At 39.2% G+C, this 19,040-nt stretch carries 19 protein-coding genes; all 19 read left to right on the top strand.

The window, feature by feature from the left end; genetic code table 11:
* On the top strand, positions 1–715 hold a 715-nt coding region (locus BAQ49_RS30870; protein WP_116733524.1), incomplete at its 5' end, for an NADH-quinone oxidoreductase subunit C.
* A gap of 3 nt (positions 716–718) precedes the next feature.
* Positions 719–1,819 (top strand): NADH-quinone oxidoreductase subunit NuoD, encoded by a 1,101-nt coding sequence (gene nuoD, locus BAQ49_RS30875; RefSeq protein WP_071748392.1) that lies wholly within the window; start codon positions 719–721, stop codon positions 1,817–1,819.
* Positions 1,819–2,820: an NADH-quinone oxidoreductase subunit NuoH gene (gene nuoH, locus BAQ49_RS30880; protein ID WP_071748393.1), complete on the top strand. Its 1,002-nt coding sequence runs from the start codon at positions 1,819–1,821 to the stop codon at positions 2,818–2,820. The genes nuoD and nuoH overlap by 1 nt, the downstream gene beginning before the upstream one ends.
* A gap of 25 nt (positions 2,821–2,845) precedes the next feature.
* Positions 2,846–3,265, top strand: a complete 420-nt coding sequence (nuoI, locus tag BAQ49_RS30885; protein WP_000677191.1) for an NADH-quinone oxidoreductase subunit NuoI — start codon at positions 2,846–2,848, stop codon at positions 3,263–3,265.
* Positions 3,262–3,786, top strand: coding sequence for an NADH-quinone oxidoreductase subunit J (locus BAQ49_RS30890; RefSeq protein WP_001012819.1), 525 nt, complete (start codon positions 3,262–3,264; stop codon positions 3,784–3,786). Before nuoI ends, BAQ49_RS30890 begins: the two co-directional genes overlap by 4 nt.
* Positions 3,779–4,093, top strand: coding sequence for an NADH-quinone oxidoreductase subunit NuoK (gene nuoK / locus BAQ49_RS30895; protein ID WP_000100081.1), 315 nt, complete (start codon positions 3,779–3,781; stop codon positions 4,091–4,093). The genes BAQ49_RS30890 and nuoK overlap by 8 nt, the downstream gene beginning before the upstream one ends.
* A gap of 29 nt (positions 4,094–4,122) precedes the next feature.
* Positions 4,123–5,985 carry an NADH-quinone oxidoreductase subunit L gene (nuoL, locus tag BAQ49_RS30900; protein ID WP_071748394.1) on the top strand — a complete coding sequence of 621 codons (1,863 nt, stop codon included), beginning with the start codon at positions 4,123–4,125 and terminating at the stop codon, positions 5,983–5,985.
* Complete coding sequence (locus BAQ49_RS30905) at positions 5,982–7,484, top strand: NADH-quinone oxidoreductase subunit M (protein ID WP_071748395.1); 1,503 nt, start codon at positions 5,982–5,984, stop codon at positions 7,482–7,484. The genes nuoL and BAQ49_RS30905 overlap by 4 nt, the downstream gene beginning before the upstream one ends.
* 7 nt (positions 7,485–7,491) lie before the next feature.
* Complete coding sequence (gene nuoN / locus BAQ49_RS30910) at positions 7,492–9,006, top strand: NADH-quinone oxidoreductase subunit NuoN (RefSeq protein WP_071748402.1); 1,515 nt, start codon at positions 7,492–7,494, stop codon at positions 9,004–9,006.
* A 212-nt stretch (positions 9,007–9,218) separates the two neighbouring features.
* The gene (locus tag BAQ49_RS30915) at positions 9,219–9,455 is read left to right on the top strand and encodes a DUF1146 family protein (RefSeq protein ID WP_071734725.1); all 237 of its coding nucleotides are present in this window, start codon (positions 9,219–9,221) and stop codon (positions 9,453–9,455) included.
* Positions 9,456–9,506: 51 nt separating this feature from the next.
* A complete protein-coding gene (locus BAQ49_RS30920; protein ID WP_412676988.1) occupies positions 9,507–10,211 on the top strand; it encodes a YwmB family TATA-box binding protein in 705 nt (234 codons plus the stop codon).
* Positions 10,212–10,250: 39 nt separating this feature from the next.
* Positions 10,251–11,555 carry a UDP-N-acetylglucosamine 1-carboxyvinyltransferase gene (gene murA / locus BAQ49_RS30925; protein ID WP_071748397.1) on the top strand — a complete coding sequence of 435 codons (1,305 nt, stop codon included), beginning with the start codon at positions 10,251–10,253 and terminating at the stop codon, positions 11,553–11,555.
* A 252-nt stretch (positions 11,556–11,807) separates the two neighbouring features.
* On the top strand, positions 11,808–12,827 hold the full coding sequence (gene spoIID, locus BAQ49_RS30930) for a stage II sporulation protein D (RefSeq protein ID WP_071748398.1): 1,020 nt from the start codon (positions 11,808–11,810) through the stop codon (positions 12,825–12,827).
* 311 nt (positions 12,828–13,138) lie between these two features.
* Complete coding sequence (locus BAQ49_RS30935) at positions 13,139–14,755, top strand: long-chain fatty acid--CoA ligase (RefSeq protein ID WP_071748399.1); 1,617 nt, start codon at positions 13,139–13,141, stop codon at positions 14,753–14,755.
* 122 nt (positions 14,756–14,877) lie between these two features.
* Positions 14,878–15,885, top strand: coding sequence for a LytTR family transcriptional regulator DNA-binding domain-containing protein (locus BAQ49_RS30940; protein WP_071748400.1), 1,008 nt, complete (start codon positions 14,878–14,880; stop codon positions 15,883–15,885).
* Positions 15,886–16,064: 179 nt separating this feature from the next.
* Positions 16,065–16,907 carry an ABC transporter ATP-binding protein gene (locus BAQ49_RS30945; protein ID WP_044738165.1) on the top strand — a complete coding sequence of 281 codons (843 nt, stop codon included), beginning with the start codon at positions 16,065–16,067 and terminating at the stop codon, positions 16,905–16,907.
* Positions 16,907–17,611, top strand: coding sequence for an ABC transporter permease (locus tag BAQ49_RS30950; RefSeq protein ID WP_000144472.1), 705 nt, complete (start codon positions 16,907–16,909; stop codon positions 17,609–17,611). Before BAQ49_RS30945 ends, BAQ49_RS30950 begins: the two co-directional genes overlap by 1 nt.
* 161 nt (positions 17,612–17,772) lie before the next feature.
* Positions 17,773–18,699, top strand: a complete 927-nt coding sequence (gene spoIIQ / locus BAQ49_RS30955) for a stage II sporulation protein SpoIIQ (protein WP_044738167.1) — start codon at positions 17,773–17,775, stop codon at positions 18,697–18,699.
* 140 nt (positions 18,700–18,839) lie between these two features.
* On the top strand, positions 18,840–18,974 hold the full coding sequence (locus BAQ49_RS30960; RefSeq protein ID WP_071748401.1) for an ABC transporter ATP-binding protein: 135 nt from the start codon (positions 18,840–18,842) through the stop codon (positions 18,972–18,974).
* Positions 18,975–19,040: the final 66 nt, after the last annotated feature.

Raw genomic sequence — 19,040 nt, forward strand, 5'->3', positions numbered from 1 at the left:
ACTAGCGAAGCAAAAGCGAGAAGGAACAGAAGAAGTAACGGACGAAGAAAAAGCAAAAGCGAAGGCAAAGGCTGTAGCAGCCGCACTAGCAAAAGCAAAATCTTCGCAAGGTGATGGGAATTTTGGAGATGAAAAAGCAAAGGTTATTGCAGCCGCAAAAGCGAAAGCCGCTGCTGCGGCAAGAGCAAAGGGAGCTGTAAATAAGGTAGAAGATGAGCCGCAGCAGGAAGAACCATCAGTTAACCAACCATATTTAAATCAATATGTGGAGGTTGTTAAGGAGAAGTTAGGGGAATATGCATTAGTAGATTCCTATATTAATAAACTTTCAAAAGATGTTCCAACTCTTGTGGCGGAGCCTTCAAAATATTATGAAGTGATGGAGTTAATGCGATTGCATGAGGGACTTGCTTTTGATTATATGTCAGAGCTACATGCGACGGATTTTGTGACACATATGGAAGTATATGTTCATTTATTTTCATATGGAAAGAAACAGTCAGTAGCAGTGAAGGTAAAGCTGGATAGGGAAGCGCCGCAAGTAGAATCGGTGACGCCGCTTTGGAAAGGGGCAGATTGGCCGGAGCGTGAAGCGTATGATTTGCTAGGTATTGTATTTAAAGGTCATCCGAATTTATCTCGTATTTTAATGCCGGATGATTGGGTAGGGTATCCACTTAGGAAAGATTATGAACCGTATGATGTGGAGGTGTAGCTTGTGATCCGTACGGAAGAGATGCTCTTAAATGTTGGACCGCAGCACCCGAGTACACATGGTGTGTTTCGGCTTGTAATTAAGATTGACGGGGAAATTATTAAAGAGGCTACACCAGTTATCGGGTATTTGCATCGCGGAACAGAAAAGATTGCTGAGAACTTGCAGTATACGCAAATTATCCCGTATACAGATCGAATGGACTATTTATCAGCGATGACGAATAATTACGTCATTTGCCATGCTGTAGAGACGATGATGGGACTTGAGATTCCGGAGCGTGCTGAATACTTACGTGTGCTTGCGATGGAGCTGGGAAGGGTTGCAAGTCATCTCGTCTGGTGGGGGACGAATCTTCTTGATATAGGAGCGGTTAGTCCATTTTTATACGCGTTTCGTGAACGGGAAATGATTATTAATTTATTAAATGAATTGTGTGGTGCAAGGCTTACTTTCAACTACATGAGAGTTGGCGGCGTGAAGTGGGATGCGCCAGATGGCTGGATTGAAAAGGTGAAAGAGTTTGTTCCGTATATGAGAGAGCAATTGGAAGGTTATCACGACCTTGTTAGCGGAAATGAAATTTTTTTAAATCGTGTGAAAGGCGTTGGCATATATAGCGCGGAAGAGGCGATCTCGTATTCTTTAAGCGGCGCAAATTTGCGGTGCACGGGAGTCCACTTTGATCTTCGCAAAGATGAGCCGTATTCTATTTATGATCGTTTTGACTTTGATATTCCTGTTGGGAGCACGGGAGATGCTTGGGACCGCTACGTCTGCCGGATGAAAGAAATTGAGGAGTCATTAAAAATTATTGAGCAAGCAGCTGAGCAGTTCCCAAAAGATGGAGCCGTGCTGGCAAAAGTGCCGAAAATTATTAAAGCACCTAAGGGAGAAGCGTTTGTCCGTATAGAGTCACCGCGGGGAGAGATTGGTTGCTATATTGCTAGTGATGGAAAGAAAGAGCCGTACCGTTTGAAATTTCGCAGACCGTCTTTTTATAATTTGCAAATCTTACCGAAGTTATTGAAAGGTGAGAACATCGCCAATTTAATTACGATTTTAGGTGGGGTTGATATTGTACTTGGGGAGGTTGATGGCTAATGATTGAGACGCTCTTACAATCACCTTCAAGCTGGACGAATTTCTTTATTTTTTTCGGATTAGCAGTGCTTCTATTATTTGCAGTCCTTGGCTTCGTTACATACGGTATTTTGGCGGAACGGAAAGTGATGGGATTTATGCAAGGGCGGATTGGACCAAACCAAGTTGGAGGCCGATTCGGTTTACTACAAACGGTAGCTGATGTTTTGAAATTATTATTAAAAGAAGATAGTATTCCGAAAGCTGCAGATAAACCGTTGTTTATATTAGCGCCTGTTATTGCATTTGCACCAGCATTTATGGTGCTTGCGGTTATCCCGTTTACTGATAAATTCCAGTTCGCGGATATTGGCGTAGGATTGCTGTATTACATTGCTGTCTCTGGGATTACGACGATTGGAGTTGTAACGGGGGGATGGGCATCAAATAATAAATATTCCCTTTTAGGAGGGATGCGCGCAGCAGCGCAAATGATTTCTTATGAGATTCCACTTGTGATGAGTGTAATTGGCGTCGTTTTGTTAGCAGGTAGCCTTAATTTAAATGAGATTGTAGCGGCGCAGGAGAAGGTATGGTACATTTTCGCACAGCCGATTGGTTTCGTCGTTTTCTTAATTGCGGCAGTTGCAGAGTTAAATAGGACGCCGTTTGATTTACCTGAAGCGGAGTCAGAACTTGTTTCTGGATACCATACGGAATACTCAGGGTTTCGCTGGGCGTTTTTCATGCTTTCAGAGTATGTGTATTTCTTCGGGATGGCATCTTTAATTACAGTACTCTTTTTAGGAGGCTGGAACCCAGTTATGTTCCTTGGATTTATTCCAGGATCCGTATGGTTTGCTTTGAAATTCAGCAGTGTGGTCTTTCTGTTAATTTGGTTCCGCGTTACGTTCCCGCGTATAAGAGGTGACCAGTTAATGGAGTTTGGCTGGAAAGTATTATTACCGATCGCACTTGCAAATATTTTCTTAACGGCATTGATTAAGGAGCTATTCTTCTAATCTATAAAGGGGGTGCCAGTAAGAGATGAAGGGACTATTTAAAGGGTTAAAATATACGCTTAGTAATTTAAGTAAGAAAAAGGTGACGTATGATTATCCGAATCAGCCGTTACCATTACCAGACCGCTTTCGGGGTATTCAAAAGTTTTATCCAGAGAAATGTATTGTTTGTAATCAGTGTTCTAATATTTGTCCGACAGATTGCATTCAATTAACGGGAAAAAAACATCCTGATCCTACGAAAAAAGGGAAAATTATCGACACGTATGATATAAATTTTGAAATTTGTATTCTTTGCGATTTATGTACAGAAGTTTGTCCGACAGAGGCAATTGTAATGACGAATAACTTCGAACTCGCAGAGTATTCACGTGATGATTTATTTAAAAATTTGCAGTGGCTCGATGAAAACGACGAAAATGTCAGGAAGGAGAATAAAGCATGAATGGCGAGTTTGTAGCATTCTTTATCCTATCCTTGTCTGCGATTATCGGCGGCGTTCTTATGCTGAACTTAACGAAAGTAATGCATATGATGCTGGCCCTTGTGCTTACATTCCTTAGCATTGCAGGTTTGTACTTTCTTTTATCGGCCGAATTTATCGGAGTAGCACAAATTTTACTTTACTCTGGTGCGATCACTATTATTATGATTTTTGGCATTATGTTAACGAAACATAATGCGGAAAATGAATCGCGCCTTACTCTTCGAAAATGGATTATCTTCTTTGCGGTTGTAGCATTTGGAGCAGTTATGTATTTCGCTGTTAATAGTATCGATTTTTCAAATCAAAGCACACAAGGAAGTTTACCTCTCCATGAAAATAACACACTTCAAATCGGTACACTTCTCTATTCAAAATATATTATTCCATTCGAATTAACCTCAGTTATTTTACTTGTAGCACTTGTAGGAGCGATTATCCTTGCGAAGAAGGATGAGGGAGAGGAGGATTCCCATGAGTAGCGTTCCGGCTTCTGCGTATTTAACACTTGCGATTATTTTGTTTTGCATCGGCTTATTTGGAGCTTTAACAAAGCGAAATACAGTAATTGTATTAGTTTGTATCGAATTGATGTTAAACGCCGCTAATTTAAATCTAGTAGCGTTTAGTAAATTAGGTTTGTTTCCGAATTTAACAGGACAAATTTTTTCGCTGTTTACGATGTCTGTAGCGGCAGCGGAGGCAGCGGTAGGGCTTGCAATTTTGATTGCTTTGTACCGTAATCGCCCGACAGTTCATGTAGATGAGATGGATACGCTCAAAGGATAGCATTGTGACCGAAAAGGGGGAAGGAAACAATGATCGATTATGCATGGCTCATACCGCTTTTCCCGCTTGTTTCGTTTTTGATACTTATTATGTTCGGGAAGAAAATTAGAGAGGGAAGTAGTGTACTAGGTATTTTCTTTACCTTTCTATCCTTTCTCTCCGCGGTAGTGGTACTAATAGAACGGTTTTCATCCGAGGCAGTGAAGCATAAGTGGGTATGGCTTAGAACAGGAGATATAGATATATCATTTGGTTTTGAAGTTACCGCATTAGGAGCTTTAATGTTGTTTATCGTTACGCTTGTGAGTTTTCTTGTACATGTGTACTCAAAAGGTTATATGAAAGGGGAGGAAAGATTACCAACCTTTTATGCATATTTAGGGCTCTTTACATTTGCGATGCTTGGGCTAGTTATATCGACGAATTTATTACAGCTTTATATATTTTGGGAGTTAGTCGGCCTTGGTTCGTTTTTACTTATCGGTTTTTATTTCTTTAAAGAAGAAGCGAAGGCTGCTGCGAAAAAGGCTTTTATTATGACACGCATTGGGGATGTTGGGCTATTTATTGGGATGATTTTAATTTTTTGGCATGCAGGTAGTTTTGAATATGACGCGATTTTTAAAGCGATTCATACGGGCGACCTTTCTCCTTCTATGATTACAATAACGGCGATATTAATTTTTATCGGTGCGATGGGGAAATCGGGCCAGTTTCCGCTTCATACATGGTTGCCAGATGCAATGGAAGGACCGACGCCTGTTTCGGCGCTTATTCACGCGGCAACGATGGTTGCAGCCGGTGTATATTTAGTAGCGACGATGTTCCCGCTATTTTCAGCAAGTGTGGTAGCGATGCAAACTGTTGCAATCGTTGGGGCTTTCACCGCAATCTTTGCGGCCTCTATTGGTCTTGTACAAACGGATATTAAGAGGGTTCTTGCTTATTCTACAGTTAGTCAGCTCGGGTATATGATGCTTGCGCTAGGCTCTGCTGGTTATGTAGCTGGTGTCTTTCACTTAACAACACACGCCTTCTTTAAAGCATTACTGTTCTTGGCGGCAGGAAGTGTAATTCATGCAGTCCATACGCAAAACATTAATAAAATGGGCGGTTTACAGAAAAAGATGAAAGTAACCGGTGCACTATTTTTAATAGGCACACTCGCAATTAGTGGTGTTCCTCTTCTTTCCGGATTTTTTAGTAAAGATGAAATTTTAGTGGCGACTTGGATGAACGGCAATTACTTTCTATTCGTTTTAGCAGTAATTGCGGCATTTCTAACAGCATTTTATATGTTCCGTCTATACTTTCTTGTTTTTACAGGGGAAACGAAGACGGAGGAAGAAGTGCATGAATCACCTCGCACAATGACGTATCCGATGATTGTCCTTGGTGTTCTTGCGGTAGTGGCAGGCTATATAAATACACCGTGGTTCGGAACGTTTCTTGGGGATTGGCTCACGAAAGATGTAGGATTCAAAGTGCAGGAAGTACATGGACCTGTTTGGATTATGATTGTTGCAACGCTCGTTTCATTTGCGGGAATTGCCCTCGCATACCTCATATATGGTAAGAAAGCTATCTCTAGAGATTGGGCAGGCGGAGAAGGGACGCCTCTTTATAACCTTTTGAAAGAAAAATATTATGTGGATGAACTTTACAATGTTACGGTGCTTCCTATTACGAAAGGAATCGCTCATGTACTTCGCTTATTTGAAGTATACGTTGTAGAAGGAATTGCAGTTTTAATTGCGGGATTGGTTAAAGGTATGAGCCGTTTAGGATCGCGGCTTCAAAACGGTAATGTACAAGTGTACGGAACTGTAACGGCCGTTTCGCTCGCTGTGCTCATAATTATTTTGTTATATACGGGAGGGGATTTACGATGAATGGATTGCTATTAACGTTCTTCATTTTCTCCCCGCTTTTAGGGATTCTCTTGCTTGTATTAACGCCGAAAAAAGAATCGCGTACAGTGCGAGCGCTTGGTTTATTTGGGACGGCGCTTCCATTTGGTATCGCTATCGTCCTCGCTTGTACATATGCTTCAGGAAAGAGTTTATCGATATTTGATGAGAAAGTGAAATGGATTAAATTTGGGGATTTTACAGCGGTAGATAAAAGATGGTTCTCCATTTATTACGAGATTGGTATTGATGGTTTATCGCTTGTAATGATGGTGCTGACGGCCCTACTAGCAATGCTTGCAACAATTGCGGCATTTTCCATTAAACGAAATTTAAAAGCATTCTACATGCTATTACTCATGCTAGAAATAGGGATGCTCGGTGTCTTCGCTGCTCAAAATTTAATGCTGTTCTTCATCTTCTTTGAAATTACGCTGCCACCAATGTTTTTATTAATTGGCAAGTGGGGGAAATTGTCGAGTGAAAAGGCTGCATATAGTTATTTAATATATAACGGTATCGGATCAGCTATTTTACTTATCGTTTTCTCGGTTTTATTTGCGAAAACAGGTACAACAAATATTACGGAGCTTAAAGAAATATTAACGAGTGTAGGTGCTGGGGGAGGAATGGCTGTCTCAAGTAGCTTACAGTTCGGCTTGTTTCTTGCCATAATGATTGCCTTTGCGATTAAGCTTCCGGTTTTCCCGTTGCATCGCTGGATGGTCAATGTACACATAGAAGCGCATCCTGCTGTAGTTATGCTTCATGCGGGAGTTTTACTGAAAATTGGAGCATACGGTATTATTCGCTTTGGGAAAGGATTATTTCCAGAACATTTTCGTGATTTTGCAACGCTAATTGCGATTTTAGGAGTCATTAATTTATTGTACGGGGCCTTTCTAGCACTCATCCAAACGGACTTTAGAAAGGTGCTTGCTTACTCTAGTATTTCGCATATGGGCATTGTATTAATGGGGCTTGCGGCGTTAAATGCACCAGGTATACAAGGGGCACTGTTCCAGGTTGTGTCTCACGGTTTAATTGCGGCATTGCTCTTCTTCTTACTTGGCATGATTGAAGAGCGTTTTGGGACTTCAGATATTACAGCGCTTGGTGGACTCGCAAAAAGTGTTCCTGTGCTTAGCGGCTTCTTCCTAGCGGGAGGTATGGCATCGCTTGGAATGCCAGGGATGTCTGGATTTATTAGCGAATTCCTTGCCTTTCTCGGTTTATTCCAAGGGAAACCGGTTATCGCAGCCGTAGGTGTACTTGGAATTATTTTAACCGCTGTATACGTATTAAGAGCGACACTTCAAGTGACATTTGGTAAGAAAGAATGGGAAGCGAAATCTGATATACACGGATGGGAGTATGTTCCTGTTATATTACTTCTCGTTTGTATTATCGCAATTGGAGTAATGCCAGAACTACTAGGGGATCCGCTTCAAAATACGTTGAAAACATTGGGGGTGAAGTAGGATGGATATGAATACGTTACTTAGCTTGTCGTGGCATCTGATGGTGCCGGAATTCATTATTCTTGGGGCAGCCATCCTTCTTTCCATATGTGATTTGTTTTTTAAGCTGAACCATAGGCACGTTGCGATTGGCGCAATCGCAGCCGTCGTATTAGCGGCCGTGTCATTAATTACGCTATATAGTGAACCAGCGGGAGATATTTTAAATGGATCGTTTGTGTTAGATGGATTTTCAAAAGGGTTTAAAACATTGTTATTAATCGGGGCAGCTCTCGTCTTATGTATGGCAATGAGCGATGACGAGAAGGAGCCTATCGGGGATAAGGGAGAATATTATTACTTAATGTTAATGGCGCTTCTTGGAGCGATGTTCATGGCTTCGAGCGTTGATTTCATCACACTATTCGTCGGTTTAGAATTGCTTTCGCTTTCTTCCTACATTCTTGTAGGCATCCGAAAAAGAAACCGTGCATCGAATGAGGCGGCAATGAAATACGTCATTAACGGAGGAATTGGAACAGCAATTACGCTCTTTGGAATGAGTTATTTATACGGTATTACAGGATCGACCAACATAGTGGAAATGCAAAAAGCATTTACGCAAGGATTGGCCGGGGGCATTCAATTATTGTTAGCTCTCGCATTTCTACTTTTACTTGTTGGACTCTCATTCAAAATTGCAACAGTTCCCTTTCATATGTGGGCACCGGATGTGTATGAGGGAGCGGCTACACCTGTCACTGCTTTTCTCGGAACGATTTCTAAAATTGCTGGTTTTCTACTCATTACGCGTTTGTTTCTTATGGTTTTTGCAGGAGTGGCAATCCAAGGAGACGCACAATCTTTGTACGGGCGTATGAGTATATACATTGCTGTGCTAGCTAGTATTACGATGATTATTGGGAATGTAGTAGCGTTAAAGCAATACAATGTAAAACGTCTATTTGCCTATTCAGGTATCGCGCACGCGGGGTATTTGCTCGTGCCCCTTGTGGCGCTATCGCAGTTCACGATGGATAGTATGTGGTTTTATATGCTTGCATACATGCTTATGAATATAGGGGCATTTGCAATCATCCATGGATTAATCTTACAAAATGATAAGGAAAATATGACGATTTTTACAGGATTATACAAGCGATCTCCATTTACAGCTATAGTGATGACAATCTTTATTTTATCGTTAGCTGGAATACCGGGGACAGCTGGTTTTATCGGGAAAATTAACATCTTTTTAGGGGCACTCCATGTTGAACCTGCTCATTACGTATTAGCTTCTATTATGATGGGGACAACAGTTGTTTCATTCGTATATTACTTCCGGATATTACAGCAAATGTTTTTCCGCACAGGAGGGGCAGAAGAAAAGCTTCGGTTACCGTTAAATATAAAGATTGTCATGAGTTTTTGTGCAATTTCGATTGTAATACTGGGAATTATGCCGATGATTGGTTACAATTTCTTTTATGAATATTTTCCATTAATGAAGGATTTCTTCTTCTTGGGGAACGTGGTACAATAGTGAAAATAAAAGGTGTAGAGTCCATACTCTGCGCTTTTTATTTTGGAGTAACAGCAAACGGAAACGTATATAAGTATATGTTTTTTGAAAGGAAATTACGATTTGAGATGTAAGAAGCCTATTCGCGTTTGAAAAAGTGTGGCTCCTACTTATTATGGTATCGTTTTTACATTTTGCGTAAGTAGTAGCCAAACAAAAAAGGGGTCGATTTTTTGGCACAACTTTTAGGGCAACAAGCACTGATTGCCATTGTTTCGCATTTATTGTTTATTACTATTACGTGGTGGGCCTTGCAAGGTATTCACATTGAGCGTTTAATGAAGTCTGGGAAAGTGATGCAGACGAGAGTATTACTCATCCTAGTTACGATTGCAATTGGGACATCTGTCAGTAACTTTTTCCTTGATTATTTAGGTTATTCAAAGAGTTTAACGTATTTAGTAAAGTAAGTGTATAGAACCTCATATCTCCGTTAACAATGGGGATAGGAGGGGATGAAATTGAAGCTTAAAGCCATTCTTATCGTTGTCTTAAGTGTTGTTTTATTTTTGGTTGGATATAGAGAGATGAAACCTATAAGCGATGAACAGAAGATGGAGAGCATGATCAAGGCTTTAGAGAAGAATGATGCAAAAGTAGAGCGGTGGTCATGGTTAGCGCGAGAAACAAAAACAATTTCTAATATACATACGTTTCAAAAATTGTTAAACGATGTGAAGGAAAAGGCAAATATCGAAAGTTGGGAATTAGAACAATCTCCAGATGGATATAAAGCTACATCCTATAAAAAATCTTCTTCCTATGAAGAACGAGTAGTAGTAACTTGGACTAAGGAAAATACTAAAGAAAACACTTTCATTATATTTGAAGTAAGCGGGGCGAAATGGGACCCGAAGTACGTTCAGAAAATGAATAAAATTTTTAACGGAAAACCTACAATTTATACTTGTGTTCAAGGTGTATTGAATGATAAGATTGAAGGTGTTTTGCAAAATAAAACCAATCAGGTTTTGAAAGATCTTTCAGCAAGAGCGATCGAACAGACAGAAGAAAGAGCATTTGTGTCAGTCTCCGCATATAATAAAAAGTGGAATGACGCTCTTTCGATAAATAGAGAGAAAATAAATGTGCAAATAGCAATACGTTCTACAGACAACAAAGATATAATTGTGGTTGGCACACCGATCATAACTTCTGAGTATTGAGTGAATAGATACTGAAAAAAGGACACGGAGGGGAATAATTTGGAAAAGATCATCGTCCGTGGCGGAAAGCGGTTAAACGGCACAGTGCGTGTTGAGGGCGCAAAAAATGCTGTATTACCTATAATCGCTGCAGCCCTATTAGCGAGTGATGGAAAGAATGTACTATCTGAAGTACCAGTTTTGTCTGATGTATACACAATTAACGAGGTATTACGTCATTTAAATGCTGAAGTCGTATTTGAAAATAACCAAGTAACAATCGATTCTTCTAAAGAATTAAACATTGAAGCACCATTTGAGTATGTACGTAAAATGCGTGCATCTGTCCAAGTAATGGGCCCATTATTAGCACGTAACGGTCGTGCTCGTATTGCACTTCCTGGTGGATGTGCAATTGGTTCACGTCCAATTGACCAACATTTAAAAGGCTTCGAAGCAATGGGAGCAAAAGTAAAAGTTGGTAACGGTTTTGTTGAGGCGTACGTAGAGGGAGAACTAAAAGGAGCTAAAATTTATTTAGACTTCCCAAGTGTAGGCGCGACAGAAAACATTATGTCTGCAGCGACATTAGCAAAAGGGACAACAGTCCTTGAAAACGCAGCGAAAGAACCAGAAATCGTTGACTTAGCTAACTTCTTAAATGCGATGGGAGCGAAAGTACGCGGAGCTGGAACTGGAACGATTCGTATCGAAGGCGTTGATAAATTATATGGTGCAAACCACCCTATTATTCCTGACCGTATTGAAGCAGGAACATTCATGGTTGCAGCAGCAATTACTGGTGGAGACGTCTTAATTGAAAATGCTGTACCTGAACATTTACGCTCAATTACAGCGAAAATGGAAGAAATGGGTGTTAAAATTATTGAGGAAAACGAAGGTATACGTGTTATCGGCCCAGATAAGTTAAAAGCGGTTGATATTAAAACTATGCCTCACCCAGGTTTCCCAACAGACATGCAATCACAAATGATGGCATTATTATTACAAGCTGAAGGAACAAGCATGATTACTGAAACGGTATTCGAAAACCGCTTTATGCACGTTGAAGAATTCCGTCGTATGAATGCTGATATTAAAATTGAAGGTCGTTCTGTAATTATGAACGGTCCAAACAGCTTACAAGGTGCTGAAGTAGGCGCGACTGATTTACGTGCAGCAGCAGCATTAATTTTAGCTGGTTTAGTATCAGAAGGTTATACTCGTGTAACAGAGTTAAAACATCTTGACCGTGGCTATGTAAACTTCCATAAGAAATTAGCTGCATTAGGTGCAACTATTGAACGTGTAAACGAAAAAGTAGAAGAAGTGACAGAACAAGAAGTTTCTGATCTTCACGCTTAATTGAAATAGTCTCTATGTCTTTTGACATAGGGGCTATTTTTTTTACTATTACTGTTATAGTCAAGAAATTCTATACTTATGCACGTCTCAGTAAAAATATTTAGAAAATTTTCGTTTTATTTCGCTATTTGTGGTCAGTACAACTTCACCGCATTAAAATTTCACTTTATATCGATACCCCAAAGCATGTTCTAAAAGATTCCATAGATTCATAAGGATGAAAGGAAGCCAACTTTATATTGGGGGAATAGGATGAAATTTTCAAAGCCACTTTTCATTACAGTAGCGCTTTTAATAGCGCTCGTCATCATTGTACCTGCTGCTCTTGTTATTCCGTTTGCGAAAGCAAAAGTAGGAGAAGAAGCAGCTTCTAAAACTCCTCCAGCGATAGAAAGTATACCAGCTCCAGGGAAAGTGGATACAGCGGTTCAGGTTGCTGTATATCGTGATCGGCAGAAGAAGGTAGACACATTACCTATGGAGGAGTATGTGACCGGTGTAGTAGCTTCTGAGATGAATGCCAGCTTTGAAATAGAGGCGCTAAAGGCGCAGGCATTAGCAGCGAGAACATTTGTAGTCCAGCGTATGCTAAGCGGAGGTAAGAAAAACAATGCGGATGTGACAGATACGGTGAAAGATCAAGTGTACAAAAGCAAAGAAGAATTGAAGAAACAATGGGGTAATAACTACGAAAATAATTTAAAGAAAATCGAGGAAGCCGTTTCGAAAACCGCAGGACAAGTTTTAACGTATGATGGAAAACCAATTTCAGCTTCTTTCTTCTCAACGAGTAACGGCCGGACGGAAAATGCAGCTGATTATTGGGGAAATGATTATCCGTACCTGAAAAGCGTAGATAGTCCGTGGGATCAAGCATCTCCAAAATTTACGAGCGAGCAAACATTTACAGTAGCGGACTTTCAAAAACGTCTCGGTGTGAAAGTACTAGCGGACGGAAAAGTCGGCGATATTAAAGACCTTACAGAAGGCAAACGAGTAAAAGATGTAGCGTTTCAAGGAAAAACATTAACAGGAAAAGAAGTACGTGAAAAATTAGATTTACGCTCGTCTGACTTCACGTGGAAACAACAGGGGGATAAAATCATCGTTACAACGAAAGGATTCGGTCATGGCGTTGGCATGAGCCAATACGGAGCGAATGGCATGGCAGCGGAAGGTAAGAAATATACAGATATCGTCGCCCATTATTATAAAGGCGTTGAAATAAAGACGATGAATGATTATGAAGGAAAATTAATGGTGAAGAAGTAGGGTGAAAAAGAGGCCGTCCCAAATGGTAGTTGGGACGGTTTTCTTTTGTTGGTAGGTAGGTTATTTTTGTCGTATTTTGCAGTTAAGTCGATATAATGAGAGTTGTGTGCGATATAATTCAATTTGCGTTGATTTAAATTCGATTATCATTGCAATCGTAACAAAGAAGAAAATAGCTTTAGTCAGAAGTTCAATTTTGGAACGTCCTTTTTGTCATTATTTGTAGAAATAAATGGAAGTTACCCTGTATACTGCGTGTTATAATACAGTTATGTGAATATATAAAATATAATAACAGGGGGTAATGAAAAATGATGATGGATGTACCACTTCTCATTCCGTCCATGATGGAACGAGCGGAGAAATATTTTTCGAAAAAGGAAGTTGTTTCAAGGACTGCATCGCGTATTCATACATTAACATACGGAGAAATTGCAAAGCGGACGAGAAGGCTTGCTAGTGTATTAACGAAAATGGGAATTGAACAAGGGGATAAAGTAGGGACAATTGCTTGGAACCATCATAGGCATTTGGAAGCATACTTTGCGATTCCAGGAATCGGAGCGGTGCTACATACGATTAATTTAAGGCTTTCTGCTGATCACATTTCATATATTATTAATCATGCAGAAGATAAAATCATTCTTGTCGATGAAGATATGGTACCCATATTAGAGAGTATTCAACACGAAATCCCGCATATAAAAGCCTTTATTATTATGACAGACGATCATAAACTACCTCACACAACACTATCACCAGCATATCATTATGACCAATTACTCGAAGAAGGCGATGAGACATTTCCGTTTGTAAAAGATTTAGATGAAAAAGAACCAGCCGGTATGTGCTACACATCAGCTACAACAGGAAAACCGAAAGGTGTAGTTTACACACACCGTAGTATTGCGCTCCATAGTTATACACTTGGGCTTGCGGATGGCGGGAATATATCAGAAGTAGACACTTGTATGCCTATCGTTCCAATGTTCCATGTTAATGCATGGGGATTACCGTTTGCGAGTACATGGTTTGGGACAAAACTCGTATTACCAGGACCGCATTTCACACCGAAAATTTTAGCGGAGTTAATTGAAAGTGAGAAAGTAACAATTACGGCTGGCGTGCCGACAATTTGGATTGGCTTATTACAGGAACTTGAGAAGCATCCATATGATATTAGTAGCGTAAAAACGATATGGTCAGGTGGATCAGCGGCTCCGCAAAGTATGATTCGTACGTATGAAGAGAAATACGAAATTGCATTTAGACAAATATATGGAATGACAGAAACGAGTCCTGCTGTTGTAATTAATTGTCCGAAATCATATCAACGCGATTTACCGAAAGAAGAATATTATAACTTGCGCTCTCGCCAAGGATATTTATTCCCTGGGCTAGAAATGAAAGTGATTGGACAAGACGGTGAAGTTAAGTGGGACGGGGAAGAAATGGGAGAACTTTGCCTAAGAGGCCCATGGATCGCTGGTAGCTATTATAAAGATGAGCGTACAGAGGAATCGATGAAAGATGGTTGGCTCCATACAGGAGATATCGTTACAGTTGATTCGGAAGGATTTATTAAAATTGCTGATCGTACGAAAGACTTAATTAAAAGCGGCGGTGAATGGATTTCTTCAGTAGATTTAGAAAATGCTTTAATGTCACACGATAACGTATTAGAAGCATCTGTCGTGGCAGTTCCGCATGAAAAATGGCAAGAACGTCCTGTTGCTTGCGTCGTGTTAAAAGAAGGACAAGCAGTAGAAAGAGAAGAGCTGTATGCTTTACTAGAAGCCGAATTCCCGAAATGGTGGATGCCAGATGATATTTTATTCGTAAATGAAATTCCGAAAACATCTGTAGGGAAATTCCTAAAAGGAGCACTTCGTGATCAGCTGAAGACTTATATGGTAGAGCAGAAATAGAGAAGAAGGCTATCCTGATGGATAGTCTTCTTTGTTGATACAGTATAAAAACATTGTATTAAATATCATAATTTTCCATTAATTGTTTGGTATAATTAGAGAAAAAACTTGGGGGAGACAGAATGGCGTTATTGGAGTTGAAACAATTAGGGAAGACGAACCAGTTACCGGCAGTCGAATTGAAGGTTGAGAAGGGACAATGTGTTGTTTTGCAGTGTAATAATCATACAGCTAAAGTGTTACACCGCATTATTATCGGAGAAGAAGAGGCTTCTTCGGGCAGTGTGTTATTTGAAGAAGAGCCGATTGGGAAGAAAGTGTATTCACGCATCGGTTTTTGTTTTTTGAGAGATGAAGCATATGACCGTTTGAAGGTGAAGGAGTACTTCAAGTTTATATTAGGGCTTTATGAATCACATATGAGTATGGAAGAAGTAGTACAATATGTCGGTCTCCTAGATAAGTTGAACGTTAAAATAGAAAAATTGTCATTTTCAGAGAAACGTCGTCTTCATATTGGGAGGATTATGATTCATAATCCGGATTTAGTTATTTTAGAAGAGCCAGAGCAAAATGTAGATACAGAGAGTACGATTATTATTCGAAAAGCGATTATGAAAATGAAAGAAAAAGGAAAGGCAATCTTTATTACGTCCTCCTTTTTATCAGATGCACTTTCGCTGACAGAAGATGTATACGTATTAAACAATGATGGTGTGAAAAAGGTAGAAATAGAGCAAGAAGAAGTTGAAGAAGTGGATGAAGAAAAAGTCGTTCAAATGATTCCGCAAATGAAACTTGAAAGAATTCCAGCGAAAGTGAACGATAAAATTATTTTACTGGATCCGATGGAGATTCATTTCATTGAAACGCAAAATGGAGTGACACATATTCATGTGCGTGAAGGTGACTTCGTATGCGCATTAACATTAAGTGAACTAGAAACGAGATTAACAGGATTTGGATTCTTTAGATGTCATCGCTCGTACCTCGTTAATTTACAAAGAGTACGAGAAGTCATTACGTGGACTCGTAATAGTTTTAGTTTAATTTTGGATGACGAAAGAAAAAGTTCAATCCCGCTTTCGAAAGGACGAATGGATGAATTAAAGGGTGTAATCGGACTATGAAAATGCTCCAATAAGCTCAAAATACGATTCATTCACCGGTAAAAATACTCCTTTTACCGGTATTTTACTGCGTAAACCCTTTGTTTTTCATATGATTGAGTCAAGAAAAGCGAAACAAACAAATCGAAATTTGCGAAAGTGAATTTCATCTATATAAGAAAAACAAAGGGGATGACGAGATGACATTGGCAATTGAAATGAAAGATGTAATGAAAAGTTTCAACGAAAAAACGGCACTTCGAAATGTAAATATTGAAGTGAAGCAAGGAGAAATTTTCGGATTCCTTGGACCGAGTGGATCCGGGAAAACGACAACAGTAAAGATTTTAACTTCTCAATTGCTTCATAGCGTTGGAACAGTACGAGTGTTAGGGAAAGACATTACAGGGCCAAGTAGCATCGATTACAAACGAATCGGCATTTTAACAGACAATAGCGGCTTATATGACAGGCTTAGCATTTATGATAACTTACTATTATTTTGTGACTTATACGATTGTAAAAAAGAACGAATCGATGAAGTACTAGCACAAGTGAACTTACTAGATGATAAAAAAACACAAGTGAAAAAATTGTCAAAAGGAATGAAGCAGCGTGTCACACTAGCGAGAGCGATCCTTCACAAGCCAGATATCCTCTTCTTAGATGAACCAACATCTGCACTTGATCCAGTAAACGTACAAAACATTCATAAAATCTTAAAAGACTTAAATAAAGAAGGAACAACGATTTTCTTAACAACGCACAACATGGATGAAGCAGAAACGCTTTGTAACCGCATTGCCTTTCTGTGTGGGGGAGAAATTGTAGCTCTTGATACACCGGAAAACCTTCGCTTGCAATACGCGAAAGATCAAATACAAGTTGTGTTAACAGATAAGAAGAAAGAAATTGTGAAAAAAGATGAATTAGGGGCAAAACGCATTTCGGAATGGATGAAAAAAGGCGAATTACTATCTATTCATTCACATGAGCCGACGCTTGGCGATATCTTTATTGAAGTTACTGGGAGGGGATTATAATGACATTTTCAATGAGACGTGTATCAGCTATTTTTAGAAAAGAAGTACAAGATTTTAAGACAAATTCACAAGTGTTGTTAATGGCATCTTTACCAATTATATTTGCATTTATATTTAGCAGATTCGGGCAAGGGAGTGCAGGTGTTAGTATTATTACTTTAACGACCTTCCTCTTTGTTGCTGGATTTGTTCAATCTATGGTAATCGCAGAAGAGAAAGAAAAGCATACATTGCGTGTATTAATGTTATCTCCAGCATCTTCTGTTGAAGTTCTTCTTGGAAAAAGTATATTAACAGCATGTTTGACGTTGATTATTTGTATTGTAAACTTATTCATTCTGGATCAATTAAGTGGCAACCTTTTATTGCTAGGATTGATTATGTTATGTGGAACGATTTTATTTATCGTAATTGGAACAGTGATTGGGTTATTAGCTGAGTCTGTACCACAAACATCACTAATTGGAATGCCGATATTAATGACGATGTATTTAGCTGTACAATTTGAGCCAATGGTTGAAAACAAAGTAATTAAGACAATGATTGAGTACCTTCCAACGTCCCATATGGGGAAAGCGATTAACAGCTTAGTAGATGGAGCTGGGTTTAGTAGTATTAGTGGACATATGCTAAATGTTGGGATTTGGTTTGTTATTTCGCTTGCTGCATGTTTAATCGTATACAAGAAAAAACAATTAGACTAAAAACTGAGCTAAAGTGCTCAGTTTTTTCCTTTTTCTATCATTTCCTCGGAAATTTTGCAATTCCTATACATATTTTTACAGATTTTGTCGAAAATTAATTAGTTATAGGTTGTATAGGATGATTGAATATTGTTCAAAATGATTGCTGAGGTGATGATGGAATGCGAGGAAGAAATAATAAAAAGTCGCGAAAAGTAGTACATTTATTTCAAAGAAGATGGGTGTTTCCGGCACTATATATCGCTTGTGCAGCGGTAATCTTAATGGTTGCGCTATGGTTCCAGGGAGCTAATCCGAAGAAAGTTCCGAACCAAGATCAAGCAACACCGTATACACAAACGGAAGATCCAGCAGTACCAGTAACAAAGTCTTCAGAAGTAGTGAAAATGCCAGCTGCAGCAAATGCAGAAGTAGTAGTACAGAAGAAATTCTATGAAGATGCAGCATCAGAGGCGGAACAAGAAAAAGCACTTGTCTTTTATAACAACACATATTCCCCTAATAAAGGAATCGACATTGCTGCGAAGAACGGAAAAGAATTTGATGTGACAGCTGCTTTAAGTGGTACAGTAACGAAAGCTGAAAAAGATTCACTTCTTGGTTATGTTGTAACAGTAGATAGTGGAAATGGTGTAGCAGCATCTTATCAAAGCTTAGGCAGTGTGAAAGTAGAAAAAGGTGCAAGAGTTGCGCAAGGTGAAGTGTTAGGAAAGTCAGGTCTAAGTGCAATGAATAAAGATGCAGGTTCTTACGTTCACTTTGAAGTGCGTAAAGACAATGTGGCTGTGAACCCTGAGCGTTATTTAAATAAATCAGTAGCAGAAATTAAAGCTGATGCAGGTGCTGCAAAGGCGACAAATGCTTCTGGTAAAAAAGCTGATGACAAATCTCAAAAAGAAGAAAAGTCAACAAGCACGAAACCAGAAAGTAAAACAGAAGATAAATCTCAAAAAGAAGAGAAATCAACGAGCGGTTCAACTAGTGACAAAGAGACGAACAGCAAGCAAGATGAGAAATCTCAAAAAGAAGAAAAATCAACGAATGGTTCTACAGAATCATCTAACGATTCTTCTTCTTCACAAGAATAGTAAAGTGAAAAAATCAGTTCTTGCTAGAGAGCTGATTTTTTCATTTTTATATAAAAATAATTAATTTCGAGAAAAAAGTTGCAATAACAAGGAAAAATGACGAGATTCTCGAATATATATTACAAAAGGGAGGGGATACTGTGTCATTTTTATCTGTTCTGTCGATTGCTCTTATTTTATTGTTTGTTTTATTCGCTTTATATTATTATATTGCCGGTAAGAAGGAAGTTCCCCACCATCAGTTATTGAAAGAAGATTGTGACCGAGAAGAGTGACACCTTTTATAAAAAGGTGTCATTTTTTTTTTTTTTTTCGCCATAATTGTCATCTTTAACGTATTT

It is taken from the genome of Bacillus proteolyticus (assembly GCF_001884065.1).
GTDB classification, from domain to species: domain Bacteria; phylum Bacillota; class Bacilli; order Bacillales; family Bacillaceae_G; genus Bacillus_A; species Bacillus_A proteolyticus.